Annotated in this window: 21 protein-coding genes; 11 read left to right on the forward strand and 10 right to left on the reverse strand. The window is 68.8% G+C overall.

Translation table 11 applies throughout. The annotated features are described in order from the left end of the window. The first annotated feature begins 56 nt into the window (after window positions 1-56). The 5 genes from purH to SAMIE_RS15785 all read left to right on the forward strand — a co-directional run bounded on the left by purH (window position 57) and on the right by SAMIE_RS15785 (window position 5,985). The gene (purH, locus tag SAMIE_RS15765; RefSeq protein ID WP_066699875.1) at window positions 57-1,646 is read left to right on the forward strand and encodes a bifunctional phosphoribosylaminoimidazolecarboxamide formyltransferase/IMP cyclohydrolase; all 1,590 of its coding nucleotides are present in this window, start codon (window positions 57-59) and stop codon (window positions 1,644-1,646) included. A gap of 169 nt (window positions 1,647-1,815) precedes the next feature. Continuing rightward, window positions 1,816-2,148 carry a UrcA family protein gene (locus SAMIE_RS15770; RefSeq protein WP_066699873.1) on the forward strand — a complete coding sequence of 111 codons (333 nt, stop codon included), beginning with the start codon at window positions 1,816-1,818 and terminating at the stop codon, window positions 2,146-2,148. Between the two features lie 157 nt (window positions 2,149-2,305). After that, window positions 2,306-3,850 (forward strand): NAD(P)/FAD-dependent oxidoreductase, encoded by a 1,545-nt coding sequence (locus tag SAMIE_RS15775; protein ID WP_066700031.1) that lies wholly within the window; start codon window positions 2,306-2,308, stop codon window positions 3,848-3,850. 16 nt (window positions 3,851-3,866) lie between these two features. Beyond that, entirely contained in the window at window positions 3,867-4,253 is a 387-nt protein-coding gene (locus SAMIE_RS15780; protein WP_066700029.1) for a GtrA family protein, read from the forward strand. Next, the gene (locus tag SAMIE_RS15785) at window positions 4,231-5,985 is read left to right on the forward strand and encodes a hypothetical protein (protein WP_066699872.1); all 1,755 of its coding nucleotides are present in this window, start codon (window positions 4,231-4,233) and stop codon (window positions 5,983-5,985) included. Before SAMIE_RS15780 ends, SAMIE_RS15785 begins: the two co-directional genes overlap by 23 nt. On the opposite strand, the gene msrB is transcribed toward SAMIE_RS15785, so the two are convergent. The 3 genes from msrB to SAMIE_RS15800 are packed head-to-tail and all read right to left on the reverse strand — an operon-like array spanning window position 5,972 to window position 8,628. Next, window positions 5,972-6,448: a peptide-methionine (R)-S-oxide reductase MsrB gene (gene msrB, locus SAMIE_RS15790; protein WP_066699868.1), complete on the reverse strand. Its 477-nt coding sequence runs from the start codon at window positions 6,446-6,448 to the stop codon at window positions 5,972-5,974. The genes SAMIE_RS15785 and msrB overlap by 14 nt on opposite strands. 18 nt (window positions 6,449-6,466) lie before the next feature. After that, a complete protein-coding gene (locus SAMIE_RS15795) occupies window positions 6,467-7,657 on the reverse strand; it encodes an ABC transporter permease (protein ID WP_066699867.1) in 1,191 nt (396 codons plus the stop codon). Further along, the gene (locus SAMIE_RS15800; RefSeq protein WP_066699866.1) at window positions 7,654-8,628 is read right to left on the reverse strand and encodes an ABC transporter ATP-binding protein; all 975 of its coding nucleotides are present in this window, start codon (window positions 8,626-8,628) and stop codon (window positions 7,654-7,656) included. Before SAMIE_RS15800 ends, SAMIE_RS15795 begins: the two co-directional genes overlap by 4 nt. Window positions 8,629-8,671: 43 nt before the next feature. Between SAMIE_RS15800 and queG the strand changes: the two genes are divergently transcribed. Beyond that, window positions 8,672-9,697 carry a tRNA epoxyqueuosine(34) reductase QueG gene (gene queG / locus SAMIE_RS15805; RefSeq protein ID WP_066699863.1) on the forward strand — a complete coding sequence of 342 codons (1,026 nt, stop codon included), beginning with the start codon at window positions 8,672-8,674 and terminating at the stop codon, window positions 9,695-9,697. A 165-nt stretch (window positions 9,698-9,862) separates the two neighbouring features. Here queG and SAMIE_RS15810 read toward each other — a convergent pair whose 3' ends face one another. Then, window positions 9,863-10,228, reverse strand: a complete 366-nt coding sequence (locus SAMIE_RS15810; protein WP_066699861.1) for a hypothetical protein — start codon at window positions 10,226-10,228, stop codon at window positions 9,863-9,865. Then, window positions 10,225-10,884: an EI24 domain-containing protein gene (locus SAMIE_RS15815; RefSeq protein ID WP_066700027.1), complete on the reverse strand. Its 660-nt coding sequence runs from the start codon at window positions 10,882-10,884 to the stop codon at window positions 10,225-10,227. Before SAMIE_RS15815 ends, SAMIE_RS15810 begins: the two co-directional genes overlap by 4 nt. A 108-nt stretch (window positions 10,885-10,992) precedes the next feature. Here SAMIE_RS15815 and SAMIE_RS15820 point away from each other — a divergent pair, with 108 nt between their 5' ends. Then, a complete protein-coding gene (locus SAMIE_RS15820) occupies window positions 10,993-11,994 on the forward strand; it encodes an adenosine kinase (protein ID WP_066699859.1) in 1,002 nt (333 codons plus the stop codon). Window positions 11,995-12,015: 21 nt separating this feature from the next. On the opposite strand, the gene SAMIE_RS15825 is transcribed toward SAMIE_RS15820, so the two are convergent. Genes SAMIE_RS15825 through tsaD form a run of 3 tightly spaced genes read right to left on the reverse strand, consistent with a single transcriptional unit; the run spans window position 12,016 to window position 15,584 of the window. Continuing rightward, window positions 12,016-13,536, reverse strand: a complete 1,521-nt coding sequence (locus SAMIE_RS15825; RefSeq protein ID WP_066699857.1) for a lipopolysaccharide biosynthesis protein — start codon at window positions 13,534-13,536, stop codon at window positions 12,016-12,018. Between the two features lie 45 nt (window positions 13,537-13,581). Further along, window positions 13,582-14,553, reverse strand: a complete 972-nt coding sequence (locus SAMIE_RS15830) for an NAD(P)H-dependent glycerol-3-phosphate dehydrogenase (RefSeq protein ID WP_066699856.1) — start codon at window positions 14,551-14,553, stop codon at window positions 13,582-13,584. Further along, window positions 14,550-15,584, reverse strand: coding sequence for a tRNA (adenosine(37)-N6)-threonylcarbamoyltransferase complex transferase subunit TsaD (tsaD, locus tag SAMIE_RS15835; protein ID WP_066699854.1), 1,035 nt, complete (start codon window positions 15,582-15,584; stop codon window positions 14,550-14,552). Before tsaD ends, SAMIE_RS15830 begins: the two co-directional genes overlap by 4 nt. Before the next feature lie 44 nt (window positions 15,585-15,628). Between tsaD and hemC the strand changes: the two genes are divergently transcribed. The 4 genes from hemC (at window position 15,629) to SAMIE_RS15855 (ending at window position 19,009) form a co-directional block, all read left to right on the forward strand. Next, window positions 15,629-16,555: a hydroxymethylbilane synthase gene (hemC, locus tag SAMIE_RS15840; RefSeq protein WP_066699852.1), complete on the forward strand. Its 927-nt coding sequence runs from the start codon at window positions 15,629-15,631 to the stop codon at window positions 16,553-16,555. Next, window positions 16,552-17,223, forward strand: a complete 672-nt coding sequence (locus SAMIE_RS15845) for a uroporphyrinogen-III synthase (RefSeq protein WP_066699850.1) — start codon at window positions 16,552-16,554, stop codon at window positions 17,221-17,223. The genes hemC and SAMIE_RS15845 overlap by 4 nt, the downstream gene beginning before the upstream one ends. After that, on the forward strand, window positions 17,220-18,131 hold the full coding sequence (locus SAMIE_RS15850) for a hypothetical protein (RefSeq protein WP_066699848.1): 912 nt from the start codon (window positions 17,220-17,222) through the stop codon (window positions 18,129-18,131). Before SAMIE_RS15845 ends, SAMIE_RS15850 begins: the two co-directional genes overlap by 4 nt. Window positions 18,132-18,262: 131 nt before the next feature. Continuing rightward, entirely contained in the window at window positions 18,263-19,009 is a 747-nt protein-coding gene (locus tag SAMIE_RS15855) for an esterase/lipase family protein (protein ID WP_232037282.1), read from the forward strand. Here SAMIE_RS15855 and gltX read toward each other — a convergent pair. Together gltX and SAMIE_RS15865 are read right to left on the reverse strand one after the other, a co-directional pair. Next, window positions 19,006-20,334 (reverse strand): glutamate--tRNA ligase, encoded by a 1,329-nt coding sequence (gene gltX / locus SAMIE_RS15860; RefSeq protein WP_066699847.1) that lies wholly within the window; start codon window positions 20,332-20,334, stop codon window positions 19,006-19,008. The two genes, SAMIE_RS15855 and gltX, sit on opposite strands and share 4 nt — an antisense overlap. Then, window positions 20,331-21,986: an NAD+ synthase gene (locus tag SAMIE_RS15865; RefSeq protein WP_066699845.1), complete on the reverse strand. Its 1,656-nt coding sequence runs from the start codon at window positions 21,984-21,986 to the stop codon at window positions 20,331-20,333. Before SAMIE_RS15865 ends, gltX begins: the two co-directional genes overlap by 4 nt. Between the last annotated feature and the right edge of the window lie 56 nt (window positions 21,987-22,042).

Raw genomic sequence — 22,042 nt, forward strand, 5'->3', positions numbered from 1 at the left:
GATCTGCCCTTAAGGGACCGCGCAAGCCAGCCTGCCCCTCCGGAGAAAGCCCTTCCATGACCGACGTCACCATCAAGCGCGCCCTTCTGTCCGTGTCCGACAAGACCGGCCTTGTGGAGCTTGGCAAGGCGCTCGGCTCGCACGGGGTGGAGCTGGTGTCGACCGGCGGCACGGCGAAGGCGCTGCGCGAGGCGGGTCTCGACGTGAAGGATATTTCCGACCTCACCGGCTTTCCCGAGATGATGGACGGGCGGGTCAAGACGCTGCATCCCAAGGTGCATGGCGGCCTGCTCGCGGTGCGGAACAATGCCGAACATGTCGCCTCGATGGACGAGCACGCAATCGGCGCGATCGACCTCGTCGTCGTCAACCTCTACCCCTTCGCCGCGACCGTCGCGAAGGGCGCGGAGCGCGAGGAGATCATCGAGAATATCGACATTGGCGGGCCGTCGATGGTCCGTTCCGCCGCCAAGAATCACGAGAGCGTGGCGATCGTCACCGATCCCGCCGACTATGCCCGGCTGATCGCGGAAATGGCCGAAAAGGCCGGTGCGACCAGCTATGATTTCCGCCGGATGCTGGCGGCCAAGGCCTATGCGGCGACCGCCGCCTATGATTCGACGATCGCAAGCTGGTTCGCCTTCGCCGATCAGGGCATGGCCTTCCCCGAAAGCCTCTCGGTCTCCAGCAGGCTGGACGCGACGCTGCGCTATGGCGAGAACCCGCACCAGTCCGCCGCGCTCTATCTGCCGGTCGGCCTTTCGGCGAACGGCATCGCCCAGGCGCGGCAGGTGCAGGGCAAGGAACTGAGCTACAACAACTACAACGACGCCGACGCCGCGCTCGAACTGGTGAGCGAGTTCCGCGACGGGCCGCCGACCGTGGTGATCGTCAAGCACGCCAATCCCTGCGGCGTCGCCACCGGCGAAACGCTGATCGAAGCCTATGAGGCGGCGCTCGCCTGCGACAGCGTGTCGGCCTTTGGCGGCATTATCGCGGTCAACCGCCCGCTCGACGGCCCCACCGCCGAAGCGATCAGCGGCATCTTCACCGAAGTCGTCGCCGCGCCCGACGCGGACGAGGACGCCAAGGCGATCTTCGCGAAGAAGAAGAATCTGCGCCTGCTGCTGACCGGCGACCTGCCCGATCCGGCACGCCCCGGCCTCCAGATGAAGAGCATCGCGGGCGGGATGCTGGTGCAGAGCCGCGACAATGGCCGCGTGACGCGCGAGCAGCTCAGGCAAGTGACGAAGCGCGCGCCCACCGATCAGGAACTCAGCGACTGCCTCTTCGCCTGGACGGTCGCCAAGCATGTGAAGTCGAACGCCATCGTCTATGCGAAGGACGGCAGCACCGCAGGCGTCGGCGCGGGCCAGATGAACCGGCTCGAATCCGCGCGCATCGCCGCGTGGAAGGCGAAGGACGCGGCGGAGAAAGCGGGCTGGGCGCAGCCGCGCACCATCGGCTCGGCCGTAGCGTCCGACGCATTCTTCCCCTTCGCCGACGGGCTGCTGGCGGCGGTCGAGGCGGGCGCCACCGCCGTGATCCAGCCGGGCGGGTCCATCCGCGACGACGAAGTGATCGCCGCGGCGGACGAAGCGGGCCTCGCCATGGTCTTCACCGGCATGCGGCATTTCCGCCACTAAGTCCTTGATCCGCCTGCACCGTTAATCTTCGCAGGCGCAAAAAGCGCGGAAAACCGCCATTTTCTTGAAAGTGGCCTCTTTTCAAGCACAGGGCGTGCACTTATTTAGGGCATGACCCTGCTTCCATGTCAGACGTGGGGCGAAACATTCGTTCGACAGGAGATTTTGGATGACCAAGAAGATGCTGGTGGCGATGGCCGCCACTCTCGCCCTTTCGCTTCCCGGCATCGCGAGCGCCGGCAGCACCGACATGGACGTGATCGTCGATGGCAGCACCGGCGCGCAGACCCGCTCCGTCACCGTGTCGCTGACCGACCTCAACCTTGCGAATCAGTCCGATCTGCGCCGCGCCGACTATCGTCTGATCCGCGCGTCGAAGCAGGTCTGCGGCTATGTCAGCGGTTCGATCATGCCCGTCACCAACGATTACCGCACCTGCTATGGCGAAGCCATCGGCGGCGCGCGCAGCGATCTCAACACGCTGGCGCAGCGCTTCGGCTGAAGCAGCGCCTTCGCGCAGGATCAAGGGCCGTTCCGCACCGGCGGAGCGGCCCTTTCCTTTTGGACGAGCGCGCCATCCTTACCGGCCATTAACCAGTCCTTAGAGGATTTCCTTCACTCCGGCAGGCATGAAGGACCAGCCCGAGGACCAGCCTGTCATGCCGCGCACCGAACGCCCCGTGGATGCCGCCGTGGATGTCGCCATCATCGGCGCGGGCCCGGCGGGGCTGACCGCCGCCTATCTCCTGACCAAACAGGGTCTTTCCGTCACGGTGATCGAGAAAGACCCGACCTATGTCGGCGGCATCAGCCGGACGGTGGAGCATGACGGCTTCCGTTTCGACATTGGCGGGCACCGCTTCTTTTCCAAGTCGCAGCAGGTCGTCGATCTGTGGAACGAGATCCTGCCGCACGACTTCATCCAGCGCCCGCGCATGAGCCGCATCTATTATGAGGGCAAATTCTACAGCTATCCGCTGCGCGCGTTCGAGGCGCTGTGGAACCTCGGCGTCTGGCGCTCGACCCTCTGCATGGCGAGTTTCGCGAAGGCGAAGCTGTTTCCCAACCGCCATGTCCGCTCCTTCCAGGACTGGACCGTCAACGCCTTCGGTCACCGGCTTTTCTCGATCTTCTTCAAAACCTACACCGAAAAAGTGTGGGGCATGCCCTGCGACGAGATGTCGGCGGACTGGGCGGCGCAGCGCATCAAGGGTCTGTCGCTCTGGGGCGCGGTCAAGGACGGGCTCAAGCGCAGCCTCGGCCTCAACAAAAAGCCCAATGACGGCATGGCGACCAAGACGCTGCTCGAAACCTTCCGCTATCCGCGCCTTGGCCCCGGCATGATGTGGGACGCCGCGCGCGATCACGTGGTGGCGGGCGGCAACCGCGTGCTGATGGCGCACAGCTTCAAGCGGCTGGAAGAGGATCAGGCGAACGGCCGCTGGCGGCTGGTGGCGCAGGGACCGGACGGCGACGTGACGATCAACGCCGCCCATGTCATCTCCTCCGCGCCGATGCGGGAACTCGCCGCGCGCATCCATCCGCTGCCCGCGACCCTGCCTGAAGCGATGGACCTCAAATATCGCGACTTCCTGACCGTCGCGCTGATGGTGAAGGGCGAGGATATTTTCCCTGACAACTGGATCTACATCCACGATTCGAAGGTGCAGGTCGGCCGCATCCAGAATTTCCGGAGCTGGTCGCCTGAAATGGTGCCCGACTCCAGTCTCGCCTGCGTGGGCCTTGAATATTTCTGCTTCGAAGGCGACGGCCTGTGGGCCTCTTCCGACGAGGATCTCATCGCGCTCGCCACGCGCGAAATGGCGACGCTGGGTCTGTGCCAGCCCGGCGATGTGGTCGGCGGCGCGGTCGTGCGGCAGGAAAAGGCCTATCCGGTCTACGATGACGCCTATGCCGCCAATGTGCTCGCCATGCGCACTGAACTGGAGGCGCGCTATCCCACGCTCCACATGGTCGGGCGCAACGGCATGCACCGCTATAATAATCAGGACCATGCGATGATGACGGCGATGCTGACCGTCCGCAACATCGTCGCAGGGGCGCGCATCCACGATGTATGGAGCGTCAACGAGGACGCCGAATATCATGAGGCGGGCGATGAAGGCCAGATCGCGGCCGACGCCGATGCGCAGGCTGCCCTGAACAGCGTGCGCGCCGTGCCCGCGCGGCTCCGGGCCGCCTGATCCCATGGCGAAGGCGATGGCGATCCTGCTGCCGAAGATGATCTTCGCGCGCTATCTGATGGCGAGCGTCTGCGCGCTGGCCTGCGATTTCCTCGTCTTTCTGGGCATGAGCCGTGCGGGCGTCTGGCCGATGGGCGCGGCGGCGATGGGCTATTGCGCGGGTCTGCTGCTCCACTGGCTGCTGAGCGTCCGTTTCGTCTTCCTGCGCGGCGGCGACGCCTCGCCCGCGCAATGCGCCGGCTTTGCCCTCAGCGCGCTCGTCGGCCTTGCCGTCACCACCCTGCTTGTCGGCGGCTTCACCGCCCTCGGCCTGCCGCCCGCGACCGCCAGGGCGCTGGCCGTGCCGGTCAGCTTCCTCGCCGTCTATGCGATCCGCCGCTATGGCGTCTTCGCCCGCGCCTGAGGTTCGCAGGCCCGCCGTCTGGGCGCTGATCGCGTGGCTCGCCTGCTGCGCGGTCATGCTGTGGCTGTTCCGTAGCGATTATGCCGCGCTGGGTTTCAAAGACCCGGACGATGCGATGCGGCTGGCGCAGGTGCGCGACTGGATCAGCCGACAGGCCTTCTGGGACGTGAGCCAGCATCGGGTCAATCCGCCCTTCGGCGGGCCGATGCACTGGAGCCGCATCGTCGACATGCCCATCGCCGCGCTCATCCTGATGCTGCGCCTGTTGCTGGGCGGCGCGGGAGCGGAACTGGCCGCGCTCATCCTGACGCCGCTGCTGCTGCTGGGCGGGCTTGTGGCGGCGCTGTTCGTCGCCGCGCGGCGGCTGGCGGGGGAACGGATCGCGCTGGGCGCAGTCGTTCTGCTCTGCGCGACGCCGACCGTCCTCGTCCAGTTCACGCCGCTGCGCATCGACCATCATGGCTGGCAGATCCTGCTGGCGACGGTGGCTCTGGCGGGCGCACTCGATTCGCGCGCCCGGCGCGGCGGGATCGTCGCCGGGCTGGCGGTCGCTCTCTGGCTCCAGATTTCCAGCGAGGCGCTGCCCTATGCGGCGCTGTTCGGCGCGATCTTCGCGCTGCGCCACTGGGTCGCACGGGACGAAGCGCCGCGCTTCGTCGCCTATGCCGTCACGCTGGGCGGGAGCGCTCTGCCGCTGCTCGTCCTGCTGCGGGGGCCGGACGCCGCGCTCACCCGCGCCTGCGATGCCCTGTCCGCCGCCTATGTCTGGCCGCTCGCGCTGATGGCGGCGACGGTGGCGCTCGCCGCAAGGGTGGCCGGGCTGCACAGCGCCCCCCGCCGCCTGACCGTCGCCATGCTCGGCGGCGGCGCGGCGCTGGCGCTCTTCGCGATTACCGGCGGCCCCTGCCTCACCGGCGATCCCTTCGCCGCGCTCGGCCCGGTCGCCTACCGCCTCTGGTATCTGCAGGTCATGGAGGGCCGCCCGGTCTGGGAACAGAGCCGCGCGCTGCAGGGCGTCATCCTGCTGCCCGCGCTTTTGGGCATGACATCGACGCTGCTCGCCGCTCACCGCGCGCAGGGCGAAAGCCGCGCGCGCTGGTTGGTGGTCGCCGCGCTCCTCGCGGGCGCGACGGCCGTGTCGGTCATGGTGATGCGCGCGCTGTCGGTCGCCCATGTCTTCGCGCTGCCCGGCATCGCCTGGGCCATCCTCACGGCCTTCCGCCACGCGCAGGCGGACAGCCGCGCTTGGGTGCGCGTGCCGGGATCGGTCGCGCTGATGCTGCTGACGCCGGTCGGCCTCTGCTCCGCATGGGCCGCCGTCACCGCGAAGGACGATCCGGGCAAGTCTGCGGTCAACTGCCGCGCTGCGCGCGTGCTCGCGCCGCTTAAGGGCCTGCCGCCCGCGACGCTGTTCGCGCCGCTCGACATGGGACCGGACATCCTCGTCCAGACGCGCCACCGCGTCATCGGCACCGCGCATCATCGCAACGCGGCGGGCATCACCGCCGTGATCGACGGCTTCGTCGATGCGCCGGATGCCGCGCGCGGCGTCATCGGCCGCACCGGCGCCGCCTATGTCGTGGCGTGCGACGGCCTCACCGAGCTACGCGGCTATGCGAAGGAAAATCCGCGCGGACTGGCTGCCGCGCTGGCGCGGGGACAGGCGCCCGAATGGCTGGAGCCGGTGCCGGTGAAAGCGCCCCTGCGCCTCTACCGCATCAGGCAGCAGTGAACGCCATCGCCACGCCGTTCATGCAGTAACGCTGGCCCGTCGGCTTTGGCCCATCGTCGAACACATGGCCCAGATGGCCGCCGCACCGCGCGCAATGGACTTCGGTCCTGGGGTAGCCGAGGTCGAAGTCCCGGCTCGTTCCCACCGCGCGCGGCAGCGGCGCCCAGAAGCTCGGCCAGCCGGTGCCGCTGTCGAACTTGGTTTTCGCGTCGAACAGCTTCTGCCCGCATCCCGCGCAGGAAAAGACGCCCTTGCGATGCTCCGTGTTGAGCGGGCTGCTATAGGGATATTCGGTCGCCTGCTGGCGCAGCACCTTATAGGCCCAGGGGCTGAGCTTTTTGCGCCATTCCGCGTCCGTCAGCCGATAGGGGAAGGCCGCGCGCGCCTCGCCCGGCAGCGCCTGCCACAGCGCCAGCGCGCCCGCGCCGCCCGCCAGTCCTGCCAGAAAATGCCGCCGGTTCATCGGGCGGATATGCCCGACTTACCCTGTCGCCGGCCTGAACAGATTCTTCCACCAGCGCCCGCCCGACTGCATCACATGGCGGCGGAAAAGGACCACGCCCACCCGGATGATGAGGCCGACGAACAGCGCCTGCCAGACGAGCGCGACGAGGTGCGGCCACAGCGCCGACTCCTGCCCCGCGCGCACGATCATCGCGAAGGGCGAACTCCACGGAAAGATGCAGGCGGCGATTTCCGCATGCGATCCGGGATGCTCGACCGCATAGCTCGCGAAGAAGAAGATCAGCATCTGCCCCATGGTGATCGGCATGTTGAGCGTCTGCACCTCGCGCACCGTCGCCGCCTGCGCCCCGATGCCGAGGAACAGCGAACCGAGCAGCGTATAGGCCATCGCGAAATAGAGCACCGCGAGGATCAGGAAAGCGGGCCAGCCCACCGCAGGTTCGGGCAGCGCAGCAGGATGCCCGCCCAGCGCCGCGAAAACGGCGAAGGCGGCGCTGCCCCAGAAGGCGATACCGACGAAACTCATCGCCAGCATCGCCATCAGCTTGCCGAGGAAGATCGCGTCGATCGGCACGGCGGCGGCCAGTATCTCGATGATCTTGTTGGTCTTTTCCTCGACCAGATTGGACAGGATCATGCCCGCCAGCAGGATGGTGAGGAAGAACATGATGACCTGCGCCACCCGCCCGATCAGCAGCCGACCCTGCGCCTGCGCGCCGATGCTGGTCGCAACCTCCTGCCGCGCGACGGGAACAAAATGCAGCGTCCTTTCCGCCAGAGCCGCCGTCGCGATCAGGCTGACATCGCCCTGCAACCGGTCGAGATCCTCCGCCTTGCCGGTCAGCAGCGGGCGGGCGAGCGTGCCGGTCAGGATGACCACCACGCCGCTGTCGGGCCGGGCGAGCAGACCGCGCGGATCGTTCGCCGGCGCAAGCAGGCGGATGCGCGCGAGAGCCTTATCCCCCATCCGTTCGGCCAGCCGCCCGTGCGCGCGGCCGAACGCCGCATTGTCCTGCGCGGGCATGGCGACGCCGATCACGGGGCGCAGGTCGGTGCTGCTGATCTTGTCGCCCAATCCGCCGAAAGCGAAGCCGATGAGGATCGGGAGCAGCGGCCCCAGAAGGAAGAAGAGGAAGGTGCGCGAAAACACCACGGCGGTGAAGTCCCGCCGCGCGATGACGAAGGCGGCGCGCCACAATGCGGTCATGTGTCCTCCCCCTCGCGCGGCGCATCCATCGCCCGCGCCGCGTCCGCCCCCGCAATGGCGACGAAGGCGTCGTGCAGCCCCGGCCGCTCGATCGACAGACTCTCGATCCCCGCCGAATCGTCGATCAGGGCGCGCAGCAGCGGCTCGATCCCCTCGTCGGGCAGGGCGAAATGCCACGCGCCGTCCTCCGCCATCGTGTCGGGCGGCAGCGCCCGCCGCCATGCGCCGTCGATGGTCCGGGTGCGCAGCCGCACCTGCGGACGCAGCCGGTCGCGCGCTTCCCCCGGCGTCCCCTCGAACCGGATGCGCCCGCCCGCGACGATGGCGATGCGTTCGCACAGCCGTTCGGCATGGGCGATGACATGGGTGGAAAAAAGGATGGTGACGCCGCGCCGCGCCTGTTCGCGGATCAGCGCCTCCAGCTTCTCCTGATTGATGGCGTCGAGACCGGAAAAGGGTTCGTCCAGCACGATCAGGCGCGGCTCGTGGATGATGGTGCCGAACAGTTGCACCGTCTGCGCCATGCCCTTGGAAAGCTGTCGGATCGGCTTGTCGACGGACGCGCCCATGCCGTGCCCCTCCAGCATCGCCTTCGCCCTTCTGCGCCCCTCGGCAAGCGGCAGGCCGCGCAGCGCGCCCATGAAGGCGATCGCCTCAAAGGCCTTCATCGACGGATAGAGGCCACGCTCCTCGGGCAGATAGCCGACCTGCCGCGCCATGCGCAGCGGCTGGTCCGCGCCCAGCAGCGTGCGATGCCCCTCGTCCGGATCGACGATGCCGAGCAGCGTGCGCAGCAAAGTCGTCTTGCCCGCGCCATTCGGCCCCAGAATGCCGTAGATGGTGCCGGCGGGCACCGCGATGTCGATGCCGTCCACCGCGCGGAAGCTGCCGAAATTCTTGACAAGGCCATGGCCTTCGACCGCGTTTCCGGAATAGGGGGCTGCCGCAGGGGCCGGGGTATCGCCGATCATCCCATCCTGATAATCCGGACCCGTGCCCGTGCCTACAGAAACCTTGGAACAGCGGCTGAAAAGCGAGGCTGCGCGGCTGGGCTTCGCCGCCTGCCGCATCGCGCCCGCCGACGCCGCGCCGGGCGCGGGGGAGCGGCTGCGCGACTGGCTCGACGCGGGGCATCATGGCGACATGCTGTGGATGGAGGAGCGGGCCGAGCAGCGCGGGTCGCCGCGCGGCCTGTGGCCCGATGTGCGCAGCGTCATCATGCTGGGGATGAGCTATGCGCCGGGCCGCGACCCATTGGCGCTGGCGGACGTGCCCGAGCGCGCGCGCGTGTCCGTCTATGCGCAGGGCAGGGACTATCACGATGTCGTCAAGAAGGCGCTGAAAGCGCTCGCCCGCTGGCTGGTCGATCAGCAATCGACGGCGCTCAAGGTCTTCGTCGACACCGCGCCCGTCATGGAAAAGCCGCTGGCGCAGGGCGCGGGCCTCGGCTGGCAGGGCAAGCACAGCAATCTCGTCAGCCGCGCGCACGGAAGCTGGCTGTTCCTGGGCGCCATCTATACCGAGATCGCGCTGGAGCCGGACGCGCCCGAAAGCGACCATTGCGGCAGTTGCACCGCCTGCCAGAGCGCCTGCCCGACCGATGCTTTCCCCGCGCCCTATGTCGTCGATGCGCGGCGCTGCATCTCCTATCTCACCATCGAACATAAAGGGCCGATCCCGCACGATATGCGCCCCGGCATCGGCAACCGCGTCTATGGCTGCGACGACTGTCTCGCCGTCTGCCCATGGAACAAGTTCGCGGACATGGGCGCGGCGAACCGGGCATTCCTTGGCCGCGCGGAGCTCGCCGCGCCCGCGCTCGCCGACCTGCTCGACCTCGACGATGCGGCCTTTCGGGAGATTTTCTCCGGCTCCCCCATCAAGCGGATCGGGCGCGACCGGATGGTGCGCAACGCCGCCATCGCCGCAGGCAACAGCGGCGATCCCGCGCTGATCCCGCGCCTCGCGCCGCTCGTCGCCGATCCCGACCCGGCGGTGGCCGAAGCCGCGCGCTGGGCGGTGGAGCGGCTGACGCCCTGATCCTGTCGCCTCGCTGTCGCTTCACTGGCGCGTCGATGGTGCTTCGGCGGCGCGCGGGTGGCGCGTCGAAGGCGCGTTCTCCCACGAAAAGCGCGGTTTTCCGTCGCCGCACAGCCCGACAACGGTGTGAACTTCGGCCGCGGCCAAGTGTCGCGTCGGCGCCGCCTATTTCGCCTGAAGCGCCGCCGCGCAGCCCGCCGGATCGACATCGGCTCCGGCAGGCGTGCGCGCATCGACATGCGTCACCACCGGCTCCTTCCCCTGGCCCGGCGCATAGAGATAGGCGTCGAGCACGCAGCGCCCGTTGGCGAACTGCAGCTTGCGCACGGTCGTTTCCCGGATGTCGAGGCGCGGCTGGCCGAAGAGGTGGGTCAGCGCCTTCGCATCCGATCCCAGCAGCGGCCCCTGCTTCAGGAAAGCGCTGGCGGGCGGCCCGGCGGGCGGCGGGGTATAGCCCGGCTCCGGCACGACGCCGCCACAGGCGGCGAGGGCGCTGAACGCCAGCAGCGGCAGGAGCCGGAATGGGATCATGGCCGTGTCTTTCGCCCGAGCAGCATGTGCACCGCCATAGCCGCGCTGAACACCGGCGCAAGCAGGTTGAGGACGGGGACGAGGAACAGAAGCGCCGAAACGAGGCCCATGAGCCACCGGCTGCCGCGACCGATGGGCGGCAGTGCGGGATGGCGCGGCTCGACCAGTTCCGCCATGTCCCGCCCTAGCAGATAGGCGTTGAGGCCAAGGAACAGCCCCACCGTCCCCACGCCCGTCACCAGCAGCAGGATATAGGCAGGCAGCGCGATCAGGTTCCAGCCGATAGCCCGTCCCGCCGACCGCAGCGCCAGCCGGATGCTGGCCGCCCAGCCCACCGGGCGGGGCGTGACATGGGGATAGTCGGCGCGCTCCACCGCCTCGACGATGTCGTCGGCAAACAGGCTCATGACCGCCATCGCGGTCGCGCGGAACAGCAGCCAGCCCGCCGCGACCAGCGCCACCGCCGTGGCGGTCGCCTCCGCCGCGCCGCCGCCGCCCCAGCCGAACCACAGGCGCAGTTCGTGGACGGCCGCCCACAGCCCCGCCGCCAGCGCCACGAACAGCAGTAGCGTCAGCAGCAAGGTCTTGCCCAGCAGGCGCAGCGCCGCACCCTGAAAAATCGAAGGGATGGAGCGCAGGGCAGCGTTCAGAACCATCGCCTTTCTATCCGCCTGCCCGTCCCCGCCGTCAATCAGCGGCGTTGCGCCCACCTGCCGCCGCCGATAGAGACGGCAAAATTCCTGCCATCATCCGAAGGACATTGCGTGACCGCTTCCGCCCCCACTCTCGACGTCGTCGCCATCGGCAACGCCATCGTCGATGTCCTCGCGCGCAGCGACGACGCCTTTCTTGCCGAACATGCGCTGACCAAGGGCGGAATGCAGCTCATCGACGCGGCGATGGCCGAATCCCTCTATGCCGACATGGGTCAGGCCAAGGAGATCAGCGGCGGATCGGCGGCGAACACGCTGGCGGGCCTTGCGGCGCTGGGCAAGAAGTGCGGCTTCATCGGGCAGGTCAATGACGACCAGTTGGGCGCGGTGTTCGCGCATGACGTGCGCGCGCTCGGCATCCGGTTCGACACGCCGGTCATGCAGGGCGACGTGCCCACAGCCCGCTGCCTCATCCTCGTGACGCCCGATGCGCAGCGCACGATGAACACATTCCTCGGCGCGTCGCAGTTCCTGCCCGAAGCCGCGCTGGACCTCGACATGATCCGCTCGGCGGGCGTCCTCTATCTCGAAGGCTATCTCTGGGACCCCGAGCAGCCCCGTGCCGCGATGCGCGCCGCCATCGACGCGGCGAAGGGCGCGGGCCGCAAGGTCGCCTTCACCCTGTCCGACAATTTCGTCATCGACCGGCATCGCGCCGACTTCCTCGCCCTCATCGAACAGGGGCTGATCGACATTCTCTTCTCGAACGAAGGGGAAATCGGCTTTCTGGCGCAGGTCGACGATTTCGACGCCGCGCTTGCGCGCTTCGCGGACAAGGTGCCGGTGCTGGTGTCGACCCGGGGCGAACAGGGCGCGGTCGCGATCGTCGATGGCGTTCGCTACGAAGCGCCCGCCGCGCCGGTCAGCCAGATCGTCGATACGACAGGCGCGGGCGACCTGTTCGCGTCCGGCTTCCTCGCCGCGCATATCGACGGCCGTCCGGTCGCCGACTGCCTCGCGCTCGGCGCTGCGGCGGCGGCGGAGGTCATCTCGCACTGGGGCGCGCGGCCCGAAGACGATCTGGTGGTGATCCGCGACCGCCTGTTCGCCTGACGACAGGGGAGGGCGGCTTTCTTACGCCGCCTTCTGTTTGCGAAACAGGGTGCGATCCTCCGGGCCGAAGCCCCAGCGCCAGATGACGACGCCATAGGCGCCTAGGATTGCCCAGACGCCGAAGACAAGCTCGACCCACTCATAATGCGGCGGCACGGACACGAAGGCCGCGCCGACGACGCAGGCGACCCCCGCCGCGATCAGCAGCGGCCAGCGCCACGCATTGACCGGCGCGTCGAGCAGGCGCGAGAGCAGCCGCGCTTTCACCAGCGCGCTGATGCCGAGCGCGATGCAGAGCGCCAGCGCGGGCGCGGCGGCGATCCACATGACCGGCAGCCCCAGGCGCCGCGCGCCGAGGATCAGGGCGAAGCTGAACGCCGCCTGCAATCCGATCATGACGAGCGAGATCATGAGGTTGCGGTGCCGGGCGATGTAGACGAGCGCCGATTCGCTGACCACCGCCGTCGCCGCGACCACTTCGGCCAGCAGCAGGAAGGCGAGCGCGCCCGTGCCTCCGACGAAATGGGGCCCGACGAGGCCCATTACCGCTTCGCCCGGAATGCCGAGCGCCAGCGCGATGCCCGCCTGCGCGGCGATGATCCAGAAGCCCACCTGACTGACCTGCCGGGCGATGGCGGCAAGGTTGTTTTCGGCAAGGTTGCGGGTGATGACCGGCCCGAGGATCGGGTCGAAGCTGGTCTTGAGCTTCTGCGGCAGCGAGGCGACCTGCTGCGCCACATAATAGACGCCGATCACCGCCGGACTGACGAAAAGGCCGAGGATCGCCATGTCGAGCCGCCGCGATCCCCACTCCACCCCGTCGGCGGCGGCGAGCGGCAGGTTGCGCCGCGCCAGCCGCCAGAGCCGCAGACGATCGGGCCGCCAGCCGCGCGGCACGCCATAATGGCGCGTCATCGGAATGAGCGAGGCGACCAGCGCCGCGATCATCGACACGGCGTAGGAGAGGATGAGGCCGTCGCGCTCCGAATAGAAAGCGAAAGCGAAGGCGCCGATGCTGATCGTCCATGGCTCGATCACGGCGCGCGCGCGCACGGTCGCGCCGACATCGAAGCGATAGGCGCAGGCCGCGAGCGCCACGTCCGATCCGGCGACCGCGATGACGGTCAGCGCCAGCAGCCGGTCGAGACCGTTGATCGCGCTGTTCGGAAACATCGCCTGCGGAAAGGCGACGAGCAGCGCCGATCCCAGCAGCGCGGCAAGCAGCGTCACGACCATGGCGTCGGTCACGACATGGCTATGGGGCCGCTCGGTCTGCACCAGCGCCCCGGCAAGGCCGCGTTTGAGGCCGAGCGTCGCGATCTGCGCCACGAACTCCACCACCAGCACCGCATAGGCGAAGCGTCCCAGCGCATCCGCGCCATACCAGCGTCCGGCGATGAACAGGAAGGGCAGGCGCGCGGCCAGCCGCAGCAGGAAGCCGAAGATGTTGGTCCGCCCGCCCTTCGCCAGTGCGGCAATATCGTCCCGGTCGTCAGGAAGGGTGCGATCCGTCGCCGTGAGGGGCTGTTCTGCCTGGGTCATCGCTGCGGACGGCTTGTAGGGTGTTTCGGGCGAATGCGCGACGGCTTATTCGGGACGCAGCGGGCGCGCGAGCAGCGCGTCGATCACCTGCCCCAGCGGCGCGGCATCGGCCAGCAGCGCGCACACCGCTTCCACCACGGGCATTTCGACCCCGGCGGCGCGGGCGGCATCGCGCAGCACGGGCGCGGTATGCGCGCCCTCCGCCACGGTGCGGCGGTTGGCGAGCAGGTCCGCCGCGCTCTGCCCCTCGCCCAGCCCCTTCCCCAGCGAGAAGTTGCGCGAATTGGTGGACGAACAGGTGAGGACGAGGTCGCCCAGACCCGAAAGCCCGCCCAGCGTCTCCGCCCGCGCACCTCGCGCCAGCCCGAACCGAGTCATTTCGGCGAAGCCGCGAGAAATGAGCGCGGCGCGCGCGTTGAGGCCAAGGCCCGCGCCCTCTGCGACGCCGCAGGCGATGGCGAGGACGTTCTTGACCGCGCCGCCGATCTCCGCACCGATCACATCGTCGGAGAGGTAGGGGCGGAAGGACGGGCGGGCGATGCGCGCGGCGAGCCGCTGACCCAGATCCCGATCCTCGCAGGCGAGCGTGATCGCGGTCGGCAATCCCTTCGCCACCTCATGCGCGAAGGTAGGGCCGGACAGGACGGCGATGGGCGAGGAAGGCTGCGCGTCCTGCGCGACCTGCGACATGAGGAGGCCGGTGCCCGCCTCGATCCCCTTGGAACACAGGACCAGCGGCAGGCCCGCCGGAGCCTGCGCGACGACCGCGCGCAGATGCTGGGCCGGGCTGACCACGAGCAGCAGGTCGCAGTCCGACAGGTCCGTCATCGCACCGGTCGCCCGGATCGTGGGGGCGAGCGCGATGCACGGCAGATAGAGCGGATTTTCCCGGCGGCCGTTGACCGCGTCGACGACCTCCGGCTCCAGCGCCCAGAGCGCCACATCGCGTCCGTCCGCCGCCATGAGCTGCGCCAGCGCGGTGCCCCACGCCCCTGCCCCGATGACCCCTGCCTTCATGCCTTTACCCCTGCTCCCCGCGCCTTTTCCGCCGCCGGGTCGAGCGGCCAGCGCGGGCGGGCCGGGACCGTCAGATCGTCGATCAGCCCTGCCACATAACGCTCCGCCCCCGCCCATGCGATCATGGCCGCATTGTCTGTGCACAGCCACAGCGGCGGCGCGACGAAAGGCAGGTCATGGCCAGCCGCCAGCGCTTCGAGCGCGGCGCGGATCGGACCGTTGGCGGCGACACCCCCCGCAACGACCAGCGCGGTAACGCCCTCGCTGCGTCCCAGCGCGCGCCGGGTCCGGTCGATCAGGCAGTCGATCACCGCCTGCTGGAAGGAAGCGGCGATGTCTTCGGTGCGATACTTGCCCGACTGGGCCGCGCGCATCACCGCGCTCTTGAGACCCGCGAAGGAGAAATGCGGTTCGTCCGTGCCGACCAGCGGGCGGGGAAGCGGCACCGCCCTGGGATCGCCCTGCGCCGCCGCCTTCTCCACCAGCGGCCCGCCGGGATAGCCGAGGCCGAGCAGCTTGGCGGTCTTGTCGAAGGCTTCGCCTGCCGCATCGTCAATGGTGGTGGCAAGGCGGGTATAGTTGCCCGGCCCCTTCACATGGAGCAACTGGCAATGGCCGCCCGACACGAGCAGCAGCAGATAGGGAAATTGCAGGCTGCGGTCGGCGAGGCGGGGGGAGAGGGCGTGGCCTTCCAGATGATTGACCGCGATCAGCGGCTTGCCCGCGGCATGGGCCAGCGCCTTGCCCGTGACGAGGCCGACCATCACTCCGCCGATGAGGCCCGGACCCGCCGTCGCGGCGATGACATCGACGTCTGCCAGCGTCATCCCGGCATCGGCGAGCGCCGCCTCGACCAGCGGGGTCAGCACCTCGACATGTGCGCGCGCCGCGATTTCGGGCACCACGCCGCCATAGGGACGGTGCGCTTCCTCCTGCGTGGCGAGCCGGTGCGCGAGGATGCGCCCGTCCGCGCGCACCAGCGCGGCGGCGGTTTCGTCGCAGCTCGATTCCAGGCCCAGAATGACGGTCATTGCCGCTTCCATCTAATGCCGCCGGGCAGTAGAGCAAGCCGCATATGCTTTTCACCGACCGACCGTTGCGCCTGGGCACCAGGGGATCGCCGCTCGCGCTGGCGCAGGCGCGCATGACCGCACAGGCGATGATGGCCGCCCATGGCTGGAGCGGGGACGCCATCGAGATCGTGACGGTTCAGACCGGCGGCGACCGCATTCAGGATCGCGCGCTGGCCGACATCGGCGGCAAGGCGCTGTGGACCAAGGAGCTGGACCGGGCGCTGGTGTCGGGCGCGATCGACTTTGCCGTGCACAGCATGAAAGATGTCGAGACGATCCGTCCGGCGGAGTTCCGGATCGCCGCGATGCTGCCCCGCGCGGACGTGCGCGACCGGCTGATCGGGGCGGACAGTTTCGAGGCGCTGCCAGACCGGCCGCTGGTCGGCACCAGCTCTCCGCGCCGCGCCGCGCAGGTGAAAAGGCTGCGGCCCGACGCCACCATCACGCTGTTCCGCGGCAATGTCGCGACCCGCCTCGCCAAGCTGGCGGCGGGAGAGGTGCATGCGACCTTGCTGGCGGCGGCGGGCCTCGACCGGCTGGAGCAGCAGGGTGTGGGCGCCGCGCTCCCGGTCGAAATGATGCTGCCCGCGCCGTCGCAGGGCGCGGTGGGTATCGAGACGCTGGGCGACAATCGGGCGGTGATGGAAGCGCTGGCCGCGATCAACGACGGCGACACTTTCGATTGCGTGATGAGCGAGCGCGCGGTGCTGGAGGCGCTGGGCGGCACCTGCCATTCGCCGATCGCCGCGCTGGGGCTGATGCGGCGCGACGAGGTTCATCTGCGCGCAGAGATCATCAGTCCCGACGGGACCGAGACGGTGCGCGAGGAATGCTGGCTGCCGCGCGCCGACCGGGCCGCGGCGCAGGCGGTCGGGCGCGCTCTGCTGGACCGCGCAAGCCCCGCGCTGCGGGCGCTGTTCGAGGGGTGAGCCGGGTCATCGTCCTGCGCCCCGAGCCTGCCGCCTCGCGCACGGCGGATGGGGCGCGGGCGATGGGGCTGGACGTGGCGGTGCATCCGCTCTTCGCGCCGCAGGCGGTCGCGTGGACACCCCCGCCGCCCGAGCATTTCGACGCACTGCTGCTGACCAGCGCCAATGGCGTGCGGCTGGCGGGCGCGGGCCTCGACCACTACCGGGCGCTGCCCGCCTATGCGGTGGGCGAGGCGACGGCGCAGGCGATGAAAGAGGCGGGTTTTGCGGCCGTGACGAGCGGATCGGAAGACGGCAGCGCCATAGCCCGCCGCATCGCCGACGAAAGGCGCAGCCGGGTGCTGCATCTGTCGGGCACCACCGTGGCGGCGATGGAAACAGGGCCGCTGCATGTAACGCGCGTGGCGGTCTACAGCATGATCGCGCTGCCGCCCGCCCCGGCTCTGAAAGCGGACGCGGTGCCGGGATCGGTGCTGCTGGTCCATTCCCCGCGCGCCGGGGAACGGGTGGCGGAGCAGTTTCCCGAAGAGACCCGTGCCGGTCTCCACATCGTAGCGATCGGCGCGGCGGCCGCCCGCGTCTGCGGCGACGGCTGGGCGAGCGTGACGCACCCCGCCCGGCCGCGCGATGACGAGATGCTGGCCCTTGCCCGCCGATTGTGCGAATGACTGAGCAGATGAGTGACGAAAGGGTCGGCATGAGCGAGGAGGAGGAGGCTGTCGGCGCTGCCGTGGCCGTCCCGGCACGCAGGCGAAGCGCGGTGCCGATCATCATCCTGACGCTGCTGGCCTTCATCGTGGGCGTCGCCGCGACCCTGTGGGTCTGGCCCCTCATCCAGAAGCAGCGCGGCGCACAGCCGCAGGCCGCCGCCCAGCGCACCCCCGCCTCGCCGCCCTCCGCCGTCCCCGCGCGCAGCGCCGCCAGCGCGGCACTGTCGCCCGAGGCCGGGCAGATACTGGACGGGCGGGTCGTGCAACTGGAGGAAAGGCTCAACCGCATCATGGTCGAAGCGCAGGCGGCGTCTGGTAATGCCGCCCGCGCCGAAGGGCTGCTGGTCGCCTTCGCCGCCCGGCGCGCGCTCGATAGCGGGCAGCCGCTCGGCTATATCGAGGGGCAGTTGCGGCTGCGCTTCGGGCAGGCGCAGCCCCGCGCGGTCGCCGCGATCATCAATGCCGCACGTGAACCGATCACGCTCACCGATCTGCGCGAAGGGCTGGCCGGCATCGCGGACCGGCTGACCAAGCCGCCGGCGGGCGCGAGCTGGTGGGACATGGTGGAGAGGGAAGCGCGGGAGCTGATGACGATCCGCCGCGAAGCCACGCCCTCCCCCCGCCCCGAAGTCGCGATGGAGCGCGCGCTGCGCTACATCGACGGCGGGCGCGTCGGCGCGGCGCTGGCGGAAGTGGAGCGCATGCCGGGAAGCCGCGTCGCGGACGGCTGGGTGCAGGCGGCGCGGCGCTACATGGAGGCGCGGCGGGCGCTCGACCTCATCGAAACGGCGGCCATATTGGAACCCCGGCAGCTCCGGAGCGCCGAAGGCGCAGCAGTTTCGCAGACCTCACCGCTCGCCCCTTAAAACGCTGTCACAATCGACGAACCGTTTATCGCGGTCGCCGAAACCGATGGACGCAGGGTGCGTTTGTCACGACATTGTCATCTTTGCCCGTCGCCCGCTCAAGGCACGGGTCATGAGGATCTGTCGTCGCCGTGCTGCCCGCCGTTCAACATGCCAGCCGATTTTGGAAGGATCGCTTCGCGCGCGGACCGCGCCCGACGCTGGTGCCGCCCGTCCAGCATCTGATCGGCAATCTGGGCGTGCCCTTCGACCTTGCCCGCACGCGCGCGCAGGCTGCGACGCTGGCTTCGCAGATCAGGGGCGATGGGCGGCAGGTGCTGCTAATCCCCGGTCTCATGGCGTCGGAACAGCGGATGGGATGGATGCGGCATATCCTCACCATGGCGGGTTTCGACGCCTATGACTGGGGAATGGGCAGGAATTTCGGGCCGCGTCCCGACAGTCTGGAAAAGATCGACGCGCGCGTGGACGCGATCCGGCAGGGGACCGGCGCGCCGGTGACTCTGGTGGGCTGGAGCCTTGGCGGGCTTTATGCGCGCGAATATGCGAAGTTCGCGCCGGAAAAGGTCGGCGGCGTGGTGACGATGGGAACCCCCTTTTCAGGCGATCCGCGCGCCAATCACGCATGGCGGCTCTACCAGCTCGTTTCGGGCTTTCCGGTGGACCGTCCGCCTTTCCCCTGCACGCGCGAGGAAAAGCCCCCCGTGCCCACCATCGCGCTCTGGTCACGACGGGACGGGGTGATCCTACCCGAATGCGCCAGAGGCCGCGCAGGGGAGCGGGACAAGGCGATCGAGGTCGACTGCACCCATATGGGCTTTGCCGCCGCGCCGGAGGGAATCCTTGCAGTCGGCAGGGCGCTGGAGACGATGGCCTAGGCGGACAGCCGCCGCAGCGCTTCGTCCCTGCCGATCAGCGGGAGCATCCGCGCCATGTCCGGCCCGTGATCGAGTCCGGTAAGCGCACGGCGCAGCGGCAGGAACAGAGCCTTGCCCTTCCGTCCGGTGCGATCCTTGAGCGCGTCGGTCAAACGGCGCCACACGTCCGCGTCGAAGGATGCCTCAGACAGGATGTCCCGCGCCGCCGCCAGATAATCGCGATCGTCAGCCTCCGCTTCCGGAGGGTCGATCGGCCCGGTGACGATCCGCCACCAGTCCGCCGCGCCCGCCACCGTCTCCAGATTGGGGCGGATCGCGTCCCATGCGGCAGCGTCCATGCCCTGCGGCAGGCGATCCGCCACCGCTTCATAAGGCAGCAGATGGACGATCTTCTGGTTGAGGGTCGCAAGTTCGGTTTCGTCGAAGCGGGCGGGCGCGCGGCCGAAATGGGCGAAGTCGAAGCTCTCGACCAGCGGCGTCCGGTCGGCGAACGGCTCTATCGGCTGCGAACTGCCGAGGCGCGCGAGCAGGGAAATGATCGCCATCGGCTCGATCCCCCGCTCCCGGAAATGCGCGACGCCGAGCGAGCCGAGCCGCTTGGACAGCTTGCCCTCGCTCCCGGTCAGAAGCGCTTCGTGCGCGAAAGATGGCAGCGGCGCGCCCATCGCCTCGAACATCTGGATCTGCGTCGCGGTATTCGACACATGATCCTCGCCACGCAGCACATGCGTCACGCCCATGGCGACATCGTCGATCACCGAGGGCAGCATATAGAGCCATGAGCCATCGGCGCGGCGAATCACGGGATCGGACAGGAGTTTCGGATCGAAACGCTGCTCGCCCCTGATGAGGTCGGTCCAGACGATGGGCCGGTCATGATCGAGCCGGAAACGCCAGTGCGGCGCGCGGCCTTCGGCTTCATAAGCCGCGATCTGCTCCGGCGTCAGCGACAGGGCCGCACGGTCATAGACCGGCGGCAGGCCGCGCCCCAGCAGCACCTTGCGCCGCAGGTCCAGTTCCTGCGCGGTTTCATAGGCCGGATAGACGCGGCCCGCCGCCTTCAGCGCCTCGAACTTCTGTTCATAGGGGGCGAAGCGATCGGATTGCCTTTCCTCGCCGTCCCAATGCAGGCCGAGCCATGTCAGGTCGGCGCGGATCGCGTCGGCATATTCAGGCCGGGACCGTTCAAGGTCGGTGTCGTCGAGCCGAAGCAGGAAACGCCCGCCCGACTTTCTCGCCCACAGCCAGTTGTGAAGCGCGGCGCGGATGTTGCCGACATGAAGATGCCCGGTCGGCGACGGGGCGAAGCGGGTGATGACGGTCATGTCGTTCTGAACGCGTTGGTAATGGGATAGCGGCGGTCGCGCCCGAAATTGCGCGTGCCGAGCTTGACGCCGGGGGGCGACTGGCGGCGCTTATATTCCGCGACATAGAGCAACCGCTCGATCCGGGCGACGGTGTCGCGATCGAAACCGCGCGCAACGAGCTGATCGACCGACAGCTCCTCTTCGACAAGGCCGTAGAGAATGGGGTCGAGCACTTCATAGGGCGGCAGGCTGTCGTCGTCGCGCTGGTTGTCGCGCAGCTCGGCGCTGGGCGGCTTGGTGATGACGCGCTCGGGCATCACCGGACCCGAAGGTCCGAGGCCGAGCGAGGGGACATGCGCATTGCGCCAGCGGCAAAGGTCGAAGACGGTGGTCTTGTAAGCGTCCTTCAGCACCGAATAGCCGCCCGCCATGTCGCCATAGATGGTGGCGTAGCCGACCGACATCTCGCTCTTGTTGCCGGTCGTGAGCAGCATGTGGCCGAATTTGTTGGAGAGGGCCATCAACGTCACGCCCCGGATGCGAGACTGGATATTCTCCTCGGCAAGGTCGCGCTGGCGGCCCTCGAACAGGGGGCCGAGCATGGTATCGAACGCGCCGACCGCCGGTTCGATGGGGATGCTGTCATAGCGGACACCCAGCAGGCGCGCGCATTCGACGGCATCGTCCAGACTGTCCTGCGAGGTGAAGCGCGACGGCATCATGACGCACCAGACCCGGTCCGCCCCCAGCGCGTCGACCGCGACGGCGGCGGACAGGGCGGAATCGATGCCGCCTGACAGGCCGAGCACCACGCCGGGAAAGCGGTTGCCGTTCACATAGTCGCGCAGGCCCAGAACCATCGCGTTGTAGATATCGGCCGGGCGCGGATCGAGTTCGTGACGCTCGCCCGGCAGGCAGGTCCACGCCCCCTCGCGCTTTTCCCAATGGGTGAGGGTCAGCGCTTCTTCCCAGTCGGGCATCTGGTGCGCGATGCCAAGGTCGCCGTTCATCACGAAGGACGCGCCGTCGAACACCAGTTCGTCCTGCCCGCCGACGCGGTTGAGGTAGACGAGCGGGAGGCCGGTTTCGCGCACCCGCGTTCCGGCGACGGCGTTGAGGCGACGGTCGTCCTTGTCGACCTCGAACGGGCTGCCATTGGGGCTGATGAGGATGTCGGCGCCCTGCGCCTTGAGATGCGCGGTGACGAAGGGGAACCAGATGTCCTCGCAGATCGGAACGCCGATCTGAACGCCCCGGAACGGAATCGGGGCAGGAAGCGGGCCAGGGGCAAAGAGGCGCTTCTCATCGAACGTGCCATAATTGGGCAGCTCGCGCTTCTGCCGGATCGCGGTGACGGCACCGTCCTCCAGCAGGGCGACGACATTGAAGAGCACGCCCTGCGAGGCGACCACCGTGCCTACCAGCATCGCCGGGCCGCCATCGGCCGTCGCCTGCGCCAGCCGGTGCAGTTCCGCGTTCGCGCGGTCCACCAGCGCGGGTTTCAGCACCAGATCCTCGGGCGGATAGCCGATCAGTTGCAGTTCGGGAAAGACGATGAGGTCCGCGCCCACCGCCCGCGCGCGCCATTCCAGCATCGCATCGGCGTTGGCGGCGAGGTCGCCCACGCATTGAGTGGTCTGCGCCAGCGCGATCACGAGTTTGTCGGTCATGGGCCGCGCCCTAGTCGATTTTCGACAGCGGCGCAAAACGCCTTTCCACCCGGGCA

Origin of the sequence: Sphingobium amiense (assembly GCF_003967075.1) — a bacterium.
GTDB classification, from domain to species: Bacteria; Pseudomonadota; Alphaproteobacteria; order Sphingomonadales; family Sphingomonadaceae; genus Sphingobium; species Sphingobium amiense.